The sequence below is a fragment of the Mycobacterium sp. BK086 genome (assembly GCA_004362315.1).
In the GTDB taxonomy this organism is placed as follows: Bacteria; Actinomycetota; Actinomycetes; order Mycobacteriales; family Mycobacteriaceae; genus Mycobacterium.
The window spans coordinates 428,719-446,978 of the sequence record SNWL01000006.1 but is presented as its reverse complement, the minus strand read 5'-3'; the positions used below and the strand labels follow the sequence as shown (position 1 = coordinate 446,978).

Sequence of the window (18,260 nt, the reverse complement as noted above, 5' to 3'; positions counted from 1 at the left end):
AGCGTACGCTTGGTTTGATAACGATCAAACTTCGCAGGTGGTGATGGAGGACACAACCATGGCTGAGCCAGCGCCATTCCCGCCGGAGAGCTATCCCTCCCACCCGGTCGCGGCCCTGCACCTGGTGCTGGCCGCGCTGCAGGATCCAGTGCGCCTGGAAATGGTCCGGCGGCTACGCAACGCGCAGGCGCCGCTGCAATGCAGCGCGCTCTACGACGGCATCAACAAATCCACTGCCACGCATCACTTCAAGATTCTGCGCGAGGCCGGGGTGACCGAGCGGTTGGTGCTCGGCGGGCTCACTCATCAGCGGCTGCGCGCCGACGAGCTCGACGCGGCGCTGCCGGGGCTACTGGCATCGGTGGTCGACGGCGCCAACCGCGAAGCCGCCGCCCGCTGACCTACCAGCTTCCGCGGTGCACCACCTCGGTGAAGGGGCGCCGACTCGGCTTGTGAATCGGAGCGAGCGGACGGTCTGCTGGGTAGCCGAGGCCCAGCAGATACGCGACGAGATAGCCGTCGGGGACGCCGAGAATCGCGCGAGCCTTGTCCTGGTCGCCGATTGCCGAGTGGCCGGTGCCCACACCCAGGTCGGTGGCCGCGATCGCCATCGCCATGGTGGCCTGGCCCAGGTCGTACTGGTCGAGGAGCTTCGTACGCTCGTCGGGCGGCTCGGGAATCACCAGGGCGATCGCGGCCTGTGCCCCAGCGATATGCCCTGCGCCCACCCACACAGTCGAAAGCTCTTGCAGCTGAGCGTGATCGGTGACGATCACGAAGTCCCAGTGCTGGTTGTTGCGCGCCGACGGGGCCCGCCAGCCGGCCTCGAGGATCTGGTCGATGTCAGCCTCGGGGATCGACGTCGCCGTGTAGCTGCGAACGTTGCGCCGCGCCCGGATGGCGTCCCAGGCGTCCATCAGCTCCAGATCCGCACGCGATGTTCGGGTTCCAGGTACAGCTCGTCATCGGTGCTGACCTCGAACGCGTCGTAGAACGCGTCCATGTTGCGGATCACGCCGTTGCAGCGGAACTCCGGCGGCGAGTGCGGATCGGTGGCCAAACGTCGAATGGCCTCGGCCTCACGCGATTTCGTGCGCCACACCTGAGCCCAGCCGAAGAACACGCGCTGCTGACCGGTCAGTCCGTCGATCACCGGGGCCTCCTTGCCGTCCAATGACAGCTCATAAGCGAGCAGCGCGATGGACAGCCCGCCAAGGTCGCCGATGTTCTCGCCGACCGTGAAGGCTCCGTTGACGTGGTGGGACGACTCGAGCCCGCGCGGAACGAACGTCTCGTACTGCTCGATGAGCGCCTTGGTGCGTACCCCGAACTCGGCGCGATCCTCGTCGGTCCACCAGTCGACCAGGTTGCCGTCACCGTCGTATTTGGCGCCCTGGTCGTCGAATCCGTGACCGATCTCGTGACCGATCACTGCGCCGATACCGCCGTAATTGGCCGCGTCGTCGGCCTCGGCGTCGAAGAACGGCGGTTGTAGGATCGCGGCGGGGAAGACGATCTCGTTCATGCCGGGGTTGTAATAGGCGTTGACCGTCTGCGGCGTCATGAACCACTCGTCGCGGTCGACCGGCCCGCCCAGCTTGGCCAGCTCGCGGTCATGTGCGACCTCGTTACCGCGAATAACATTGCCGTACAGATCGTCTCGATCGATCACCAGCGTCGAGTAGTCGCGCCACTTGGCGGGATAGCCGATCTTGGCGGTGAACTTGTCCAGCTTGGCCAGCGCGCGTTGGCGAGTGGCCGGCGTCATCCACTCCAGGTCGTTGATGCTGACCCGGTAGGCCTCGCGCAGGTTGTCGACGAGAACGTCCATGCGGGCCTTGGCATCCGGCGGGAAGTGTTGTTCGACATACATCCGGCCGACCGCGTCGCCCATCAGGCTTTCCACCAGTGACACCGCCCGCTTCCAGCGGTCGCGGATTTGCTCGGTGCCCGACAAGGTGCGGCCGTAGAAGGCGAAGTCCTCGGCCACCAGGGCGTCGGTCAACACGGCGGCGCGGCCGTGGATCAGCCGCCAGCGTGCCCAATCCTGCCAGTCGGCGAAGTCGTGGCTCGACCACAGCTCGGCGAACGCCGTCAGGTAATCGGGCTGGCGCACAACCAGTTCCGCGACAACCTCCGGTGTCGTGCCCTGTGCGGCGATCCAGCCCGCCCAGTCGAAGCCGGGCGCCTCGTCCGTGAGATCGGCGAACGCGCGCAGGTTGTAGGTCAGGTCGGCATCGCGGCGCTTGACGACATCCCAGTGCGCGGCAGCCAATTTGGCCTCCAGAGCCACGATCCGGGCTGCCCGATCGGCGTGGTCGTCGGCCGTGCCGCCCAGCACCAGGGCGAACATCGCGGCAATGTGCGCGGGGTAGGCGCCCAGGATCGCGGCGTGCTGCTCGTCTCGGTAGTACGACTCGTCGGGCAGGCCCAGCCCCGACTGTGACGCATGCAGCAGATAGCGCGAGGAGTTCTTCGAGTCGGTGTCGATATAGAGCCCGACACCGCCGCCCACGCCGGTGCGTTGCAGGGCCCCGATCACCGCCGCCAGCGCGACCGGGTCGGCCGCGGCATCGATGGTCGCCAGCTCGTCGAGCAGGGGTTGCACGCCGCGGCGCTCGACGACGTCCTCGGCCAGGAAGCTGGCGTACAGGTCGCCGATGCGCTGCTCGTCGGTTCCCGGCGCACCGCTGGCCTGGGTGATCAGCTCCCGAACCTGCTCTTCGGCCCGGTCGTACAGCGTGCGAAACGCGCCGTCGGTGGCCCGGTCCCCGGGGATGGTGTATTCGGTCAGCCAACGTCCGTTGACGTGGCCGAACAGGTCATCTTGCGGGCGAACCTCGGCCTCGACGTGGGAGAGGTCGATACCCGAGCGCAGTGCTTCTACCGTCACCCAACCATCCTTACCAGAGGTCAGACCGCGGCGTCTGGCCCGTGAGCGGCCCGGTAGCCTCGCTTCATGCCTGAGCCCGAAAAGACGGTGCAGTCTGACGCGGACGAGGCGCCCAAGCGGGTGTTCTCCGCGTACGGCGTCGCCTCGGCGGTGCTCGGGCTGGTGTCGGTGGCCGCGATCGTGCTGGGCACGTTGATCTGGACGGGACACCGCGACGCCACCGATGAGCGCGCCTACCAGACCCGGGTGATGGCCGCGGCCGCGGACTGGACCGGTGTGCTGATCAACATGAACGTCGACAACGTCGACGCCAGCCTGCAGAAGCTGCACGACGGCACCGTCGGGCAGCTCAACTCTGATTTCGAAGCCGCGATCACGCCCTACCGCGAGGTCGTCCGGACGTTGAAGGCCCGCACCACCGGACAGATCGACTCGGTGTCCTTCGAATTGGTCCACCACGACCTCGACGTGCAGCCGGGGCAGCGTCCGCAACCGGCAGCCGCGTTGCCGCCGGAACTGGCCCAGCGCACCGACAACGTCCTGGTCGTCGCAACGTCGGTCAGCGAGAACGCCGGCGACAAGCCGGCCACCGTGCGCTGGAATCTGCGCCTTGGCGTCTCCGAGGTGAACGGCAAGCTGATGATCTCGCGGCTGGAGTCGCTGCGATGAGGAATCTGGCCCGGGTGCTGGCCTTCGACGTCGCCGCGCCGCTCGCGGCGATCGCCGCACTGCTGGCGATCGGCGTCGTCCTCGAGTGGCCGTTGTGGTGGGTGTCGTTGTGTTCGGTGCTATGCCTGCTCATCGTCCAGGGCATCGTCGTCAATTTCGTTCTGTACCGCCGTGATTCGGTGACCGTCGGCACCGACGACGACGGCCCCGGGCTGCGCCTCGCGGTTGTCGGGCTGGCCAGCGTGGCAGTGGTGGCCGCGGTCGTCGTCGGCTATCTGCAGTGGACGCAGCCCGACGAGGACTTCACCCGCGACTCCGCGGACGTGGTGCGCATCGCCACCGCTGTCTCCGAGGCCACCGCCACCTTCAGCCCCGCCGACCCGCTGTCGTCGATCGACCGGGCCGCATCGTTCATGGCGCCCGAGCGGGCAGACGCGTTCAAGGGTGAGTTCGGCAAGGCCACTTCGGATTTGGCGAAGAAGAACATCTCCGCCTCGGCCCAGACCATCTCCGCGGGCCTGGAGGCGCTCGGCCCCTCAGCGGCCAGTGTGGCCGTGGTGATGCGAGGAACCCAGAGCCAGCCCGGTCAGCAGCCGAGCACCGCCGTGCTGGCGCTGCGGGTGGGGCTGGCCAAGCAGGACGATCGGTGGGTCGTCCTCGACATCGCGCCGATCAACGCCCGATGAGCCGGGCGTAGTCGACTTTCAGACACCGGTCCATCACCACACGCAGACCCGCGGCCGCAGCCTGTTCGCCGACCTCGTCGTGCCACAGACCCTGTTGCAGCCAGAGGTATTTGGGGCGCGGGTTCAACGCGAGGGTCTCGGCCAGAACCGCGGGCAGATCGTCGTAGCGGCGGAAGACGTCGACCATGTCCGGCACGACGGGCAACGCGGCCAGTGACGGGTAGACGGGCTTTCCGTCGATTTCGGAGACGTTCGGGTTCACCGGGTACAGCTCGAAATCACTGTTCCTGGCCAGGTATTGGTACACCTCGTTGCTGGGCCGGGCCGGATTGTCCGAAACGCCGACCACCGCGACCGTGCGGGTGTCACGCAGAATCTGTTGCAGCTCAGCCGAATCCTGGCCCATCGAGAAGGGCACCGCCACGGGCTACTCTCCGCCGGACGCGCGCTGGGCGCGCATCTTGGCGAAGCGGTCCGACAACCGGCGCATCCGGATCATCAGTGACGCCGGCGGGCTGACCGTCCCCTCGAGGTAGGCGGCCAGATCCGGCTGGGCGACGCCGATACGGGAGGCGAACTCCTGCACGGCAAGCCCGGACCGGTCGAGCAGCAACCGCACATGGCGGGCCGCCTCGGCGCGTTCGTTGGCTTCCAGGTGTGCGCGCGACCGGACCAGAACCTCCGACAGCGCCTTGGAGATGCCGTAGGGCTGCGAGTGCTCCAGCACTTCCTCGACCTGGCGGGCGGTGCGGCCGTAGGGATCACGCTTGATCGCCACGACGATCCGCTGCCAGACGGTGACGTCACCGGTTTCCAGCGCGTCCCGGATCGAGGCCGTCGGCCAGAACTCGACGGGTCGGCTGTCGGCGAAGGACTGCGTGGCCGGCGCGGGCATGGCATCGCGATCCGCAGCCACCGTCACCTCGCCTCCTCCAGGATCGCCACCGCCACCGAAAGGCAACGCTGCCTGATCCGCTCCCATTCGGCTGCCCCTTCCGGTCCCGCCCACCGGACGTCGTCGTCGACGTCGGACGGGTTGGGATCGGCGAGCCGCCGCACCAACTGGGTTGTCACCCATTGTCGCTTAGATTGTCCAGAACAGTAATACCGGTCCATGCCACCGAGTACCACCGCTGCGGCCTCGGTATCCATCACACCGACCAGGTCGGCGAACTCCGCGAAGTCCGACCGGCTGTTGCGGCACATGATCAGGTAGGCCTGCATCCGCAGCGTCTCGGCGCAGGTCGGGATCTGCAGCCGGTCGCCGGTCGGCAGCTGGACATTCGTGGTCTCCACCGGGCTCAGCCGCTCGACCGACGGGTGCGCCAGATCGGCCCCGGTTTCCAGGGCATCCAGCGCGATGGCGAGCCGCCCGCGCCACATGGTGACCGGGTGCACCGGCCGGGGTGCGGCCATCCTGGCGCTGCGGTAGCCCCGAATCAGCTTGACCGTCGCGGTGCTGCCCGCACCGACGCGCATCGGCAGCGCCCGGGCGTCGTCGCTGCCCTTGACCTTGCCCGCCAGTTCGCTGCAGCCGGTGAACGCCAGGGGGTCGGCGACGCTGACGGCGTCGGGCGCCAGGTTCTTCAGCCGGGCCGCGCCCTTGACCACCATCTTCAGATCCGCGCTCGGCGGCACGAGCGAGGAGATGTCGTCGGGGATGACCACGAGGTCGCCGAGGTCCACCTTCGGCAGCGGCTTCTCGAAGTCCACCGACGGCAGGATGCGGGCCAACCAGGCCGGCAGCCACCAGTTCCACTGGTCGAACATGGCCATCAGCGCCGGCACCAGGACCAGCCGAACGATGGTGGCGTCCACGGCGATTGCCACCGCGCACGCCACGCCCAGCTCGGCCACCAGCGGCATGCCGGCGAACGCGAACCCGGTGAACACCGCGATCATGATCAGCGCGGCGCTGGTGATCGTGCGGGCGCTGGTGGACACGCCATAGGCGACGGCGTCGCGGGTGTCACCGGCTTGTAGATAGCGCTCCCGGATCCGGGTCAGCAGGAAGATCTCGTAGTCCATCGACAGGCCGAACGTCATCGCCAGGACCAGCGGCGGAATCGTGCTGTCGATCGACGTGATCTTCTCGAAGCCGAGCCCTTCCAGCCAGCCCCATTGGAAGACCATCACCAGGCTGCCGTAGGCGGCCGCGACGGACAGCACCGTCATCAGCACGCCCTTGAACGCCAGGAACACCGACCGCACGGAGATCAGCAGCATCACGAACGCGATCGCCGCGACGAATACGAACACCAGGGGCTGGGTGTGGCCGACCCGGTCGTCGAAGTCCTTGATCAGCGCGGTGGGGCCGCCGACGTCGATCTGGGTGCCGGACGCCGCCGGCAGCGCATGCAGATGCGCCCGCATCCAGTCGATGGAATTGCGCGCACCGAGGTCCTCGGGGTCCACCGACAGCACGGCGGAGAGCAGGGCGCTGCCGTTGTTGTCGGCGAATGCCGGTTTGGAGACCGAGACGACGTCAGGCGCCTTGGCCATCTCGGTGCCGATGGCTTCGAGCGCGGGGGCGTTCGCGGGATCGGATGCGCCGCCCTTCGGGAACGTGACGAGCACGCGCACCGGGCCCAATGCGCCGGGGCCCAACGCTTCGGCGGCGGCCGCGACGCCGCCGCGGATCTCGTGGGACGACTTGAACTGTCGCTGCATGCTGTTGCCCAGCACCATCGAGAACGCCGGTGCGGCCATCAGCAACAGGACCAATGTCGCCGCCAATGCCGACAACCAGGGCCGGCGCATGACCTCGTGGACCCAGCGGGTCCAGAACCGCGACTGGGTCGCCTCCGCACGCCGGGACCATTGCAGCATCGAGGAACGCTTGGCCACCGACCGGCCGAACGTGGCCAGCACGGCCGGGATGAGCGTGACCGACGTCAGCACGGCGATCGCGACCGCCAGGATCGCGCCGGTGGCCATCGAGCGCAGCACGGGTGTGTTGATCAGGTAGATGCCGGTGAGTGAGGCGATCACGGTCAGGCCAGACAGCAGCACCGCCAGACCCGAGGTGGCCATGGCCGCGTCGGCCGCCTGTTTGGGATCGCGCCCGGCGCGCAGTTCCTCGCGGAAACGCATCAGGATGAACAGCGAATAGTCGACGGCCAAGGCGATACCGAACATCGACACCGTGGACGTGACGAACACCGACATCGTGGTGACGGTGGACAACAGATAGACCACGCCCATCGTCACCACGACCGTGCACAGTCCGAGTGCCAGCGGGACGGCGGCGGCGGCCAGGGATCCGAACACCGCGAGCAAGACAATCAGGACGATCGGAAGGTTCCAGCGCTCGGCCTCGGCGATGTCGTGTTTGGTCGTCGTCTGGGCCGCGGCACCGAGTGCACCCTGGCCGATCACGTACAGCCGCACCCGGCCGTCCCGGATCTGCCCGGGCTGGTCACCGTCGACACCGATCTTCTGGCGCAATTGGCGCGCGACGTCGACGGCGCCGGTGTTGTGGAAGTCCAGCCGTAGCGAGACCACATAGGGCTTGTCCGGGGCAGGTGCGGGCTGGGCGGGGTTGGGAACCACCACGACGCTGGGGGTGCCTTTTGCTATCTCTTCCAACTTGGCGACGGCGGCGTTCATATCGTCGTAGCTGGCGTCGGCACGCGGAGCGGCGACCAGGGCCAGCGGGGAGGCGCCCTGCTCGGGGTAGTGGTCCTCGAGTTGATACTGCACATGCAGCGACTGTGAGCCGGCCACGTCGAAGCCGCCACCGGTCAGGTGGTTGGACTCGGTGAGGGCCAGATATACGGCCGGCACCAGGGCCAGCAACCAGCATGTGAAAACCAGCCAGCGGAATCTGCGCAGGTTGCTGCTGAGGCGCATCATGAACTGCTGGATGTCGATCTCCCCGCATTCTCCCCGGGTTACTTGGCTGCGAGCGTACCGCAGATAGCTGTGCGGTGACCTGCCGTGATGGGCGGTCTTAGCTGTATTGAGACCTCCTGATCAGGTGCTCGTAACCGACGCTGAAGTGGCAGCTGCGCCGCCGCCGATGGCAGGATGTGCGCTGAGAAGTTCACCGGGTCGGGGAATTAGCCGGGTGGCAGCGCTGCTGCGGCACGGCTTGTTGTCAGCGAACCCGAGGAGTCCCCATGGCAGCGTTCACCCTCTCGACGACTGAGGTGCTGCGCCGCGGCCTGTGTGCGGTGCTGGCCGCGACGGCCGCCGGGGGCGTGGGCGCACTCGCGCTGTCGGCCACCCCGGCGACGGCCGCATCGGACCCCTGTGCGGCCAGTTCGATCGCCAAGACCGTCGGCACCGTCGCCACCAACACCGGCACATACCTGGACAGCCACCCGCAGACCAACCAGGCGCTGACGACGATCTCGCGGCAGCAGGCCGGCCCGCAGACCGTGGCGGCGCTGAAGACCTATTTCGACGCCAATCCCGATGCGGCCAAGGACTTGCAGACCCTCCAGCAGCCGCTGACGAGTCTGTCCACCCAGTGCACGTTGCCGGTGAGCCTGCCGCAGCTGCTCGGCTTGCTGCAGTCGGCCCAGGCGGGTGGCCTGCCCGGCGCCGGGCAGTCGACGATCCCGGGTGTGGCGACCCCACTGCCGGGTGTGACGACCGCGCAGCAGGTCGCCGGGACGCAGGTGCCGTCCAGCGGCGGCCCGCTACCTGGGCCTGCGGCGGTCACTACCCGCTGATCGACGCGGCGTTGGGCACCGCGGAATGGGGCCCTGACCAGCCGCATTGGAACATTCTCACGATTGGTTAAGCTCAAGGCGCGAAAGTCTGCAGCAATTCTGCTTAGCTTTCTTCTGTCAGTAGCGGTTACTGGCATGGCTTCTCCCCACCCGCTTAAGGAGTCCGAGCATGTCTGTTAATGCCCGTCTGGCCCGTCGCGCGGTCGTCGGTGTGATCGGGACGGGCGCCGTCGCCGGCGCGATCCTGGTTGGCGCCCCGTCCGCGCTCGCCGATCCGCCGCCGAACTGCACCGCTGCCGACCTTGCCGGGGTCGCCGCGGGTGTGTCCGCCGCGACGTCGGCGTACCTGTTCACGCATCCGGACGTCAACGCCTTCTTCACCGGTCTGGAGGGTGCGCCGCGCGACACCATCCGCTCCGAGGTGAAGCAGTACCTGGACTACAACCCGACGGTGAAGGCCGAGCTGCAGGGCATCCGCCAGCCGTTGGTTGACCTCAAGAACCGCTGCGGCAGCGCCCCTGACGTTCCTGTCTCCTAGCTCGGCAGTGCGGGTAGGACAGCAGCCCGCGCAGGAAGGCGCCGGCCGCACCGTCCTGATGGTCGATGATGACCCGGATGTCCGGACCTCGGTCGCACGCGGTTTGCGGCATTCGGGGTTCGACGTCCGGGTCGCGGCGACCGGCAAGGAAGCTCTGCGGCTCTTGGCGAATGAGAATCACGACGCGTTGGTTCTCGACGTTCAGATGCCCGAGCTCGACGGTGTCGCGGTGGTGACCGCCTTGCGCGCGCTGGGGAACGATATTCCGATCTGTGTGCTGTCGGCACGCGACACCGTCAACGACCGCATCGCCGGTCTGGAGGCGGGCGCCGACGACTATCTGACGAAGCCCTTCGACCTGGGTGAGTTGGTGGCGCGGCTGCACGCGCTGCTGCGGCGGGCGGCGAGCTCGCACGAGGGTTCGGACGCCGTCACCATCGGACCGCTGACCATCGACACCGCCCGCCGGCTGGTGTTCGTCAACGGCGACCGGGTCGAGCTGACCAAGCGTGAGTTCGATCTGTTGGCGGTGCTGGCCGAGAACTCCGGTGTGGTGCTGTCCCGGCAGCGTCTGCTGGAGTTGGTGTGGGGCTACGACTTCGAGGTCGACACCAACGTCGCCGACGTGTTCATCAGTTACCTGCGCCGCAAGCTTGAGCGCGAGGGTGTCCCGCGGGTGATCCACACGGTGCGGGGAATCGGTTACGTGTTGCGGTCGGAGCCGTGAGCCTTCCGTGAATTGGTCGGGCCGCAGCCTTTCCTTGCGCGTTCGGGTCGCCTTGGCCGCCGCGTTGGCCGCCGCCGTCGTCGTGGCGCTTCTGTCGCTGGTGACGTCAGTTGTGTTGGCCAACAACGACAATGCGCAACTGGATCGGCGTCTGGATTCGATCGTCGACGCCAGCATGTTTCCCGAGCAGCTGCGCGACCCCAGCCGGGTGCTGACCACCGGACGTTCCCGGTCGACGGGCCAGGTCGTCTTCCAGCGTGGATTCCAACTGCCCCCGCTTCCGCCAGGAACGGCGACGGTCACCGTCAACACCGTCGACTACCGGGTGCGCACCGTGAGCGTCGATCAGTCCGGCGGCATTCTGGTCTCGATCGGGATTCGCGCAGACAGCATCCTGTTGAGCCGCGCCCGGATTCCGCTGTATGTGTTCATCGTCTGCCTCGCCGTGATGATCGCGGCCGCGCTGGGCTGGATTCTGGCAGGCCCGGCGATCCGGCCGCTGCTGCGGCTCACCGAACAGACCAGGCGGCTGGGCAAAGGCAGTGACCGGCTGGAGCCGGTACACGGTGCCGCCGAGGCCGAGGACCTCTCCGAGGCGATGGTGGCGATGCTGCACCGGTTGGCCGATGCTCAAGTGGCGACCACGAATTCGCTTCAGGCCGCGCAGGATTTCGCGGCCAACGCCGCCCACGAACTGCGCACGCCGCTGACGGCGATGCGGGCCGATCTGGACACGTTGCGGATTCACGACCTGCCGCCCGAAGAGCGCGAGGAAGTGGTCGGCGACCTGTCGCGGGCGCAGCGCCGCGTCGAGGCGATCATCACCGCGCTCGGGCAGCTGGCGTCGGGACAGCTGGCGCGGGCCGAGGATCGGGAGTCGATCGACGTCGCCGAGATGCTGGACCGGGTGGCGCGCGAGAACGTCCGCTCCGGCGCGGTCGAGATCATCGTGGAGGCCGACGAGGCCGGCACGGTATGGGGCTGGCCGGCCGGCCTGCGGCTGGCGGTGGACAACCTGGTTCGCAATGCGATCACCCACGGCGAGGCGACCCGCATCGTGCTTCGGGCCAGCCGTCACGAGGCGATGCTGGCCATCACCGTCGACGACAACGGCCGTGGCCTGCCCGCGGAGGAGCATCGAAAGGTGTTGGGGCGCTTCGCGCGTGGCAGCACCGCCACGGCCGGCGGTTCGGGTCTGGGCCTGGCGCTGGTGGCTCAGCAGGCGGCCCTGCACGGCGGCGACATCGAACTGTCCGACGGCCCGCTCGGCGGATTGCGGGCCGTGCTCACGGTGGCGGCATTCCCCGGCCCCGAGTTTCCGACCGGGATGGCCTGAACTAGCCGCTGCGCTTACGCACCAGCGCGGCGATCCCGCGCCAGCCAAGCAGAAGCAGTGCGGTCACCACTGACGCGACGATGATGAAACTCGTCGCGACACCTTGAGAACTGGCTTTGCGCAACAACATTCCGACCACAACGGTAGCCACCCAGACGATCACCCCGGTGGGAGCGACGGCGGTCGGCGCTCGCCAGCCGCGCGAGATCACCCATCCCAACAGCGTGCCGGACAGGAACGGCCATGCGGTCTCGGCGATTCCGGCGAGGGTCAGCCCCTCGGCGTGACTGCGCCGGCCGAGGGCGCAGAACACCAGGACGCAGACGATGTCACCGGCGAGCGCGAGAACCGTGGGCCGGGTGTTGGTACGAACTGCCATGCTCGGATTCAAGCACGCGCCCCCTCGCGTCAGTGACGGACGTCGTCGTCTGGACCCGGGCACGGCGGCGGCACCGGACCCTGTAAGGCGGTGTCGGCAGGATCGTCGGCTCCCCCGCGGGCGGCGTCCGCCTCGGCCTCGGCGATCTCTTCGGCCACCGCGTCAGGGTCGAGTGCGCCCTCGGTGCGGAACATGAAGAAGAACACCACCCAGCCGATCGATGAGATGAAGATCCAGCTGACCAGGCGGTAGATCAGCATCGCCGAGATGGCGGCCGACAGCGCCATCCCGCTGGAGACCAGGCCGGGGACCAGCACGGCCTCGACCACCAGCAGCCCACCGGGCATCAGGGGGATCGAGCCGACGGCGCGGGCGGCCGCGTAGGCGACGGTCAGCCCGGCCAGCGACGGTTTACCGCCCGCGGCGTAGGCGGCGAAGGCCAGGCATGCCACGTCGCAGACCCAGTTGAAGAACGACCAGCTGAACGCCACGCCGAGGGTGCGCCGGCTCAGGCTGACCGATTCGAGCTGGTTGAGCGTCTCGCGCCACTTGTGCAGGCCGCTGTCGGCGGGCTTGCCCCGTACCGAGTTGACCCAGCCCAGCACCTTGACCCCGATGCCGTCGATGAGTTCGGGCCGGGTGGCCACCGCCTGCGCGAGCAAGAGCAATGCGATGAATCCGCCGAGGGTGAACAGCAGCGAGAACGGATTGTTCTTGGCGCCCAACAGGAATGCGCCGCCGAGGCCCAACAGCGCCAGGCCGACGACCTGAAGTGCCCCCGACATCACCAGCTGCCAGGACGCCACCACCGGCGAGGCGCCCCAAAGCCGTTGCTGTCGGTAGACGAAGGTGGCCGAGAGCACCGGTCCGCCGGGCATCGTGGTGCTCAGCGCATTACCTGCGTAGAACGCCGCCTCCGAGCGCCACTGGTGCACGACGACACCGGCCGATCGCAGCAGGGTCCGCTGGATCTGGGCGAAACTGTGCATCGACAACATGGCCGCGGCGATGGCGGCCAGCACCCACCACGCGTTCGCCGTGATGAGGCTCTTCCAGGCTTTGGCCAACTGATCCCACACCAGGGTGGCCTCGACAGCCAGCACGATCAGGGCGACGCCGAGCACCGCCCAGCGGACCCACCACCACTTCCCGCGCGCCGGGGGGTCGTGTTCCTCGCGGGCGGTGTTGACCGACGCGTCGTAGGACACGCCGTTGAGCCTAACTGTGCAGGCCGGTATCGACGGTGTTCGGCACGGGATCGCCGCCGGTGGCGGTTACGCTTGGCCGCATGCCGGCCACCCTAGCTACGGATGACGATTCGGTAGAACCCTTCCTCCGCAAATCCGCAGCGTGGTGTTGGCGCCTGCTGGTGGTCGGGGCCGCGATCCTGGCACTGATGTGGGTGGTCGTTCGGCTCGAGGTCATCCTGGTCCCGGTGGCGTTGGCGACCATGCTGGCCGCCCTGTTGCTGCCCGCCGTCGACTGGCTCGACCGCCGCGGGGCGCCGCGGGGTGGCGCGGTCGCCCTGGTCATCCTCGGCGGCTTCGCCATCTTCGGCGGGATCATGACTTTCGTTGTCAGCCAATTCGTTTCGGGCCTGCCAGGGCTGGTGGAACAGGTCACCCACAGCATCGACAACCTGCGAAAGTGGCTCATCGAAGGGCCCGCGCACCTGAGCCGCGAGCAGATCGACAGCGCCGGCACCACCGCGATCAAGGCGCTGCGCGACAACCAGGAGAAGCTGACCACCGGCGCGCTGTCCACGGCGGCCACGCTCACCGAGATCATCACCGGTGCACTGCTGGTGTTCTTCACGCTGATCTTCTTGTTGCACGGCGGCCGCAACATCTACGACTTCGTCACCAGGATCGTCCCGTCACACACCCGGGAACGGGTGCGCGACGCCGGTCGCGCCGGGTTCGGATCGCTGATCGGCTACGTGCGGGCCACCTTCCTGGTGGCGCTGGTGGACGCGGTCGGTATCGGCACCGGCCTGGCGATCATGGGTATCCCGCTGGCGCTGCCTCTGGCGTCACTGGTGTTCCTCGGCGCCTTCATCCCGCTCGTGGGTGCGGTGGTCACCGGATTCCTCGCCGTCGTGGTGGCACTGCTGGCCAAAGGCGTCGTCTACGCCCTGATCACCCTCGGGCTGATCATCGCGGTGCAGCAGCTGGAGGCCCACATCCTGCAACCGCTGGTGATGGGTCGGGCCGTGTCGATCCACCCGCTGGCGATCGTGCTGGCGATCTCGACGGGCGGCGTGCTGGCAGGCATCGTCGGCGCGCTGTTGTCGGTGCCGCTGGTGGCCTTCCTCAACAGCGCGATCCGGGTGCTGGTGGCCGACGACCCCGCCGAGGAGGCCGCCGAACTCGAGGCGCAGGACGGCGTCGTGATCACCGCCGAACCTGACGTCGTGCCGCCCAAAAGCGAGAAGGACTGACCCGGCGTCAGAGGTTGAGGCTGTCGTCGCCCTCGCCGACGCCGATCGCCCACACTCCCGCCGTCGTCGCGATGTACCGGGTATCTCCGACCACGAAGATCGCGTCGGAGGTCCCGAGGACCGCCCCGGGGACGGGCTCTGCGATCCGAACGGGGCCCTCGGGGGTCAACACCACGATGGGAGTCTGGTAGCTCTCGATGCCGGAGGCGGGATCGCCGGTGATCGACAGCAGATACACGTTGTCGCCGAGCGAGATTGGCGGAAACCAGTATCCGGTCAGCGGAGCGGCGAGCGTCCTGAAGCCGTCGGGTGTCAATGCCACGAGGTGGGTCTGACTCTCGCCGCCGTCGTCGGGATAAACCTCCGTTGTGAAGTAGGTGGTGTCGCCGACGGTGATCGTCTGGCCCCAGCCATCGGGAAGGTCCACCGACGCGCTGCTGCCGTCTGGCATCAACGCCGTGACGTGCCGAGTACTGCTCGAGTAGCCGCCGGAGTCGGTCGCCTCCCATTCGACTGTCACCACGTGCGTGACGTCCCCCGCCAGGATGATCGGCTCATAGGAACTCACCTCGCCGCGGACTGCGGACGTGGACAGCGGGAGGCCGTCAGGCCCGACTGCCGTGAAATATGTTTGAGCCGACTCGTATTCGCCGGTCTGGGTCACCAGGTAGGTGGTCGTGCCGACGGCGATCGGGGTGGTGATCAGGTGCCCGGGCAGCGTGCCGAGCCCGGTGGTCAGACCGCCGGATCCCACTGCGACGAGGGAGGTCTCGTGGTCGGAGGTCTCGACCGCCAAGTAGGTGCTGCCGCCGATGACGATCACGTCGAGATCGTTGTGGGAATTCACCCGGCCCGCTACCGGACCGCCGATCGCTGTGAGGACGTCGGGGGTGACCGATACCAGCTGTACTTGGTATCCGGTGGACGGATCGTCGATCTCCATCACCAGGTAGGTGGTATCGCCGACGACGATCGGGGCTGTGGCCGGGTATCCCGACACCGGATCCAATGCCGGTGCAGGCCCGTCGGGCCCCAGTCCGGTCAGGTAGGTGTGCTCGTAGGTGTTGGTCGAGTCGCCAGGGTAATAGTAGCTTGTCGTTGTCGCCAGATACGTTGTGCCGCCGATGGTTACGACGTACGCATCCGACCACATCCGGCCGGGGATATCGGTGACGACAGACATCAGCCCGTCGGGACCGATAGCCGTCAGGTCGGTCTCGGAGCCGATGGTGGAGTTCCAGGTTTCGGTCACCAGGTAGGTCGTGTCGCCGACGACGATCGGGCGATGCCCGTAACGGTATCCGGCGATGGGATCGCCGATGAAGGTGATGCCGCCCGGTGTCGGTGACAGCGTCGTCACATAGGTCTGCCAGGTCTCCGCGTCGTCGGAAGCACCCGTCTGCGACACCAGGCAAGTGGTGCCCCCGACCGTGATCGGATCCCCGCTCAGCACACCGGGAATCGACCCCACTGGCACTGTGCCGTCGGACGTCAACGCGAGAACGTGGGTCACGATGCGCGAATACGGGGTCACCAACAGATAGGTGGTGTCGCCGATGATGACCGGATCGTGTTGTGTCGAGCCGGCAATCGTGATCGTCGAGCCGACACCTTCTGGGCCCAGCGCCGTGACGTGGGTTTCGTAGCCGGATTCGTAGCGACCGGTGAGTGTCACCACGTACGTGGTCTCGCCAACGACAACCGAATATCCCCACGAGTCCTCATGGAACTGCCCGGGTATCGATGTCGTCGACGTGACGCCGTCGGGCCCTAGCGCTGCCAGGTGGGTTTGGTAGCCGGATTCATACTGCCCCGTTTCGCTCACCAGGTAGGTGGCGTCGGCGGCGACGATCGATCGGATGAAAGAGCCGGGAATCGACGCCGTTGTTGTCGAGCCGTCGAGTCTCAGCGCTGTCAGGTGGGTCTGGAAGCCGGATTCGTCATCACCGGTTTCGCTCACCAGGTACGTGGTGTCCCCTACGACGATTGGATCGCCGTAGGGGAAGCCTGGGGTCGACGTCGTCGGTGTCACGCCGGCGGGCCCCAGTCCGGTGACGTGGTACTGGTAACTCGAGTCGAGATCTTGGGACACGGTCACCACGAACGTGGTGTCGCCCACGGCAATCGAACGCTGAAACACCCCCGAAAGTGGGCCTGTGACAGTCGTCAGACCGTCGGGCCCCAGCTCCGACACGAAGGTCTGGTAGCTGTCGGAGGTATCACCGACTCGGGTCACCACGTAGGTGGTGCCATTCGAGATGAACGCGGTGAGCGCCACACCCACCGTCTGGTTTCCGGTTGTGGGGACGTCGTAGCTGCCGTCGCTGTGCACGATGACCGCCAGGTACGAGGATGTCTGTTCGTCGAAACCCTCGAAAAAGGCTCCGTGGTAACCGAATATGTAGGCGTCACCGGTGCGGGGATCGACCAGCGACAGCACCGGCACAGTGCCGGTGGGCAGCGCGACTGCGGCGCGCGGGGACGCGGCGATCTGTTCGGTCACCGCGATAGGCGCGGTCGTCGTGATGCCGTCGGTGGCCGTGACGGCGAACGTAAGCTTCACCGCTGCAGGCGAATCCGGCTCGAAGTAGCTCGCCAGCACCCTGGTCCGAGGGTGCGGAGTGAAGGTCCATGCGCCAGTCTGCTCGTCAAGCTCGAAGGTACCCAACGTCGGATCTGGTGCAGTGACAACGTGATAGGTCAGCGCATCGTCGTCAGTGACGTTGAAGTGTCCGCTGATCTTCCCGGTATCGGGGTCGATTGAGTCGACCGAGTACGGGTGCTGCGGGTCCACGACAGGTGCGGGATCAACGGATTTCACCGTGATGGTGGCAGTGCCCGCCGCGGTGCCGCCTTTGCCGTCGCTGACCGTGTAGCTGAAGACGTCGGTGCCGTAGAAGCCGGAAGCCGGTGTGTACGTGAATGATCCGTTGGAATTGAGCGTGAGAACGCCGTGGCCCGGCGCGGTGTCCACGGCAGCGGTTAAGACGTCGCCGTCGGGATCGGTGTCGTTGGTCAACACATTGCCGGTCAACTGGGCGTTCTCGTCGACGGTGAAGCTGTCGTTGACGGCGCCGGGAGCGTGATTGGGTGGTGGGACGACCGGCGCCGTCGCCCGGTGGATCGTCGCCGCCAAGGGAGCACCGATGATCGGAACCATCCCGACGACATCGATAGCCATGTCCCGTATTTCGTCGGCCATATCAGCGGTGTCGCCCCGCAGCACCGCGAGGGTGAAGTCGAGGAAGTCCGATACCAGGCTCATGCCGTTGACGACGGTGCCGACTCCCGGGACCCACCCGACCGACATGTTGATGTCGGCGACGGCCTTCTCGCGTTCGAGTTCAGCCGTCGAGTTGGTGACCGCGGTCGAGACTGGTGTCTTCCCGGCCCCGCGGCGGGTCGTCGCCGCCAGGGCTGTCGCGAGCACCTCGGCGCTCGGGGTGGCTGGACTCGGCGTCCTTGGCGACGGCCGTGCACTGCGGGCCGTACTCGCCGAGCCGGCCTTCCTGGCCGAGCCGGCCATCGCGGCCTTCGGAGTGTTCTTGCGGAGCGGCTTCGACGACGCGGAGTTGTCACCCGCCGACGATCGAGACGACGGGCCGGCCGAACCCGTGCCGGACTCACTGTCGGCGTGCGCAACAGCTGAGCCGCCGGCTATCGCCGCGCCGATGCCCAACGTGACCGCTCCGGCACCCAGCCACTGGTAGGGCATGACGCGCTGACGACTCACCACTGACTGACCCCCCAGAGCCACCTGTGAAATTGCTGCAAGTTACTTGTGAAGAACTGCCAGCACTATGTATAACAGGCGATTAGCTACGGCGGGGTGCCAGCACAGCAAATATTCACTGGAAACGGGTGGCGCTCCCGAGTGGCGGCATCGAGTCAGTACTGAGAGCGAGATTTCGGC

The 18,260-nt window shown here is 67.3% G+C and carries 15 protein-coding genes and 1 pseudogene; 8 read left to right on the top strand and 8 right to left on the bottom strand.

Annotation, left to right across the window (positions count from 1 at the left end):
- Window positions 1–58: 58 nt before the first annotated feature.
- Window positions 59–400 (top strand): ArsR/SmtB family transcription factor, encoded by a 342-nt coding sequence (locus tag EV580_RS22840; RefSeq protein WP_255496731.1) that lies wholly within the window; start codon window positions 59–61, stop codon window positions 398–400.
- A gap of 1 nt (window position 401) precedes the next feature.
- On the opposite strand, the gene EV580_RS22835 is transcribed toward EV580_RS22840, so the two are convergent.
- Window positions 402–917: a nitroreductase family protein gene (locus EV580_RS22835; RefSeq protein WP_133693866.1), complete on the bottom strand. Its 516-nt coding sequence runs from the start codon at window positions 915–917 to the stop codon at window positions 402–404.
- Window positions 917–2,893 (bottom strand): M13 family metallopeptidase, encoded by a 1,977-nt coding sequence (locus EV580_RS22830; protein ID WP_133693864.1) that lies wholly within the window; start codon window positions 2,891–2,893, stop codon window positions 917–919. The genes EV580_RS22835 and EV580_RS22830 overlap by 1 nt, the downstream gene beginning before the upstream one ends.
- Window positions 2,894–2,959: 66 nt before the next feature.
- Between EV580_RS22830 and EV580_RS22825 the strand changes: the two genes are divergently transcribed.
- Window positions 2,960–3,562 carry an Rv1363c family protein gene (locus EV580_RS22825; protein ID WP_133693863.1) on the top strand — a complete coding sequence of 201 codons (603 nt, stop codon included), beginning with the start codon at window positions 2,960–2,962 and terminating at the stop codon, window positions 3,560–3,562.
- Window positions 3,559–4,248, top strand: coding sequence for a hypothetical protein (locus tag EV580_RS22820; protein WP_133693861.1), 690 nt, complete (start codon window positions 3,559–3,561; stop codon window positions 4,246–4,248). The genes EV580_RS22825 and EV580_RS22820 overlap by 4 nt, the downstream gene beginning before the upstream one ends.
- Here EV580_RS22820 and EV580_RS22815 read toward each other — a convergent pair.
- The 3 genes from EV580_RS22815 to EV580_RS22805 are packed head-to-tail and all read right to left on the bottom strand — an operon-like array spanning window position 4,235 to window position 8,103.
- Window positions 4,235–4,654 (bottom strand): CoA-binding protein, encoded by a 420-nt coding sequence (locus EV580_RS22815; protein ID WP_133694145.1) that lies wholly within the window; start codon window positions 4,652–4,654, stop codon window positions 4,235–4,237. The genes EV580_RS22820 and EV580_RS22815 overlap by 14 nt on opposite strands.
- A 21-nt stretch (window positions 4,655–4,675) precedes the next feature.
- The gene (locus tag EV580_RS22810) at window positions 4,676–5,143 is read right to left on the bottom strand and encodes an XRE family transcriptional regulator (protein ID WP_166654860.1); all 468 of its coding nucleotides are present in this window, start codon (window positions 5,141–5,143) and stop codon (window positions 4,676–4,678) included.
- A 23-nt stretch (window positions 5,144–5,166) separates the two neighbouring features.
- Entirely contained in the window at window positions 5,167–8,103 is a 2,937-nt protein-coding gene (locus EV580_RS22805; RefSeq protein ID WP_133693857.1) for an MMPL family transporter, read from the bottom strand.
- 266 nt (window positions 8,104–8,369) lie between these two features.
- On the opposite strand from EV580_RS22805, the gene EV580_RS22800 reads away from it, so the two are divergent.
- The 4 genes from EV580_RS22800 to EV580_RS22785 all read left to right on the top strand — a co-directional run bounded on the left by EV580_RS22800 (window position 8,370) and on the right by EV580_RS22785 (window position 11,528).
- A complete protein-coding gene (locus EV580_RS22800; RefSeq protein WP_133693855.1) occupies window positions 8,370–8,927 on the top strand; it encodes a hemophore in 558 nt (185 codons plus the stop codon).
- A 169-nt stretch (window positions 8,928–9,096) separates the two neighbouring features.
- Window positions 9,097–9,465 (top strand): heme-binding protein, encoded by a 369-nt coding sequence (locus tag EV580_RS22795; RefSeq protein ID WP_133693853.1) that lies wholly within the window; start codon window positions 9,097–9,099, stop codon window positions 9,463–9,465.
- Between the two features lie 58 nt (window positions 9,466–9,523).
- On the top strand, window positions 9,524–10,192 hold the full coding sequence (locus EV580_RS22790; RefSeq protein WP_165934402.1) for a response regulator transcription factor: 669 nt from the start codon (window positions 9,524–9,526) through the stop codon (window positions 10,190–10,192).
- A gap of 7 nt (window positions 10,193–10,199) precedes the next feature.
- The gene (locus EV580_RS22785; protein ID WP_133693852.1) at window positions 10,200–11,528 is read left to right on the top strand and encodes a sensor histidine kinase; all 1,329 of its coding nucleotides are present in this window, start codon (window positions 10,200–10,202) and stop codon (window positions 11,526–11,528) included.
- 1 nt (window position 11,529) lies between these two features.
- Here the strand turns inward: EV580_RS22785 and EV580_RS22780 are convergent, their stop codons facing one another.
- Together EV580_RS22780 and EV580_RS22775 are read right to left on the bottom strand one after the other, a co-directional pair.
- Entirely contained in the window at window positions 11,530–11,907 is a 378-nt protein-coding gene (locus EV580_RS22780; protein WP_133693850.1) for a DUF3054 domain-containing protein, read from the bottom strand.
- Between the two features lie 29 nt (window positions 11,908–11,936).
- A pseudogene (locus EV580_RS22775) lies at window positions 11,937–13,117 on the bottom strand (lysylphosphatidylglycerol synthase transmembrane domain-containing protein); the annotation flags it as partial.
- Window positions 13,118–13,195: 78 nt separating this feature from the next.
- Between EV580_RS22775 and EV580_RS22770 the strand changes: the two are divergent.
- A complete protein-coding gene (locus tag EV580_RS22770) occupies window positions 13,196–14,347 on the top strand; it encodes an AI-2E family transporter (protein WP_133693846.1) in 1,152 nt (383 codons plus the stop codon).
- A 7-nt stretch (window positions 14,348–14,354) separates the two neighbouring features.
- On the opposite strand, the gene EV580_RS22765 is transcribed toward EV580_RS22770, so the two are convergent.
- Window positions 14,355–18,080: a cadherin-like domain-containing protein gene (locus EV580_RS22765; RefSeq protein WP_133693845.1), complete on the bottom strand. Its 3,726-nt coding sequence runs from the start codon at window positions 18,078–18,080 to the stop codon at window positions 14,355–14,357.
- Window positions 18,081–18,260 lie beyond the last annotated feature (180 nt).

What these genes read in the sequence shown, in the direction of transcription:
- EV580_RS22825 (WP_133693863.1), top strand. Translation starts at nt 2,960, where the DNA reads ATGCCTGAGCCCGAAAAGACGGTGCAGTCTGACGCGGACGAGGCGCCC.
- EV580_RS22815 (WP_133694145.1), bottom strand. Translation starts at nt 4,654, where the DNA reads ATGGGCCAGGATTCGGCTGAGCTGCAACAGATTCTGCGTGACACCCGC.
- EV580_RS22840 (WP_255496731.1), top strand. Translation starts at nt 59, where the DNA reads ATGGCTGAGCCAGCGCCATTCCCGCCGGAGAGCTATCCCTCCCACCCG.
- EV580_RS22790 (WP_165934402.1), top strand. Translation starts at nt 9,524, where the DNA reads ATGGTCGATGATGACCCGGATGTCCGGACCTCGGTCGCACGCGGTTTG.
- EV580_RS22810 (WP_166654860.1), bottom strand. Translation starts at nt 5,143, where the DNA reads ATGCCCGCGCCGGCCACGCAGTCCTTCGCCGACAGCCGACCCGTCGAG.
- EV580_RS22780 (WP_133693850.1), bottom strand. Translation starts at nt 11,907, where the DNA reads ATGGCAGTTCGTACCAACACCCGGCCCACGGTTCTCGCGCTCGCCGGT.
- EV580_RS22770 (WP_133693846.1), top strand. Translation starts at nt 13,196, where the DNA reads ATGCCGGCCACCCTAGCTACGGATGACGATTCGGTAGAACCCTTCCTC.
- EV580_RS22835 (WP_133693866.1), bottom strand. Translation starts at nt 917, where the DNA reads ATGGACGCCTGGGACGCCATCCGGGCGCGGCGCAACGTTCGCAGCTAC.
- EV580_RS22795 (WP_133693853.1), top strand. Translation starts at nt 9,097, where the DNA reads ATGTCTGTTAATGCCCGTCTGGCCCGTCGCGCGGTCGTCGGTGTGATC.
- EV580_RS22820 (WP_133693861.1), top strand. Translation starts at nt 3,559, where the DNA reads ATGAGGAATCTGGCCCGGGTGCTGGCCTTCGACGTCGCCGCGCCGCTC.
- EV580_RS22805 (WP_133693857.1), bottom strand. Translation starts at nt 8,103, where the DNA reads ATGATGCGCCTCAGCAGCAACCTGCGCAGATTCCGCTGGCTGGTTTTC.
- EV580_RS22800 (WP_133693855.1), top strand. Translation starts at nt 8,370, where the DNA reads ATGGCAGCGTTCACCCTCTCGACGACTGAGGTGCTGCGCCGCGGCCTG.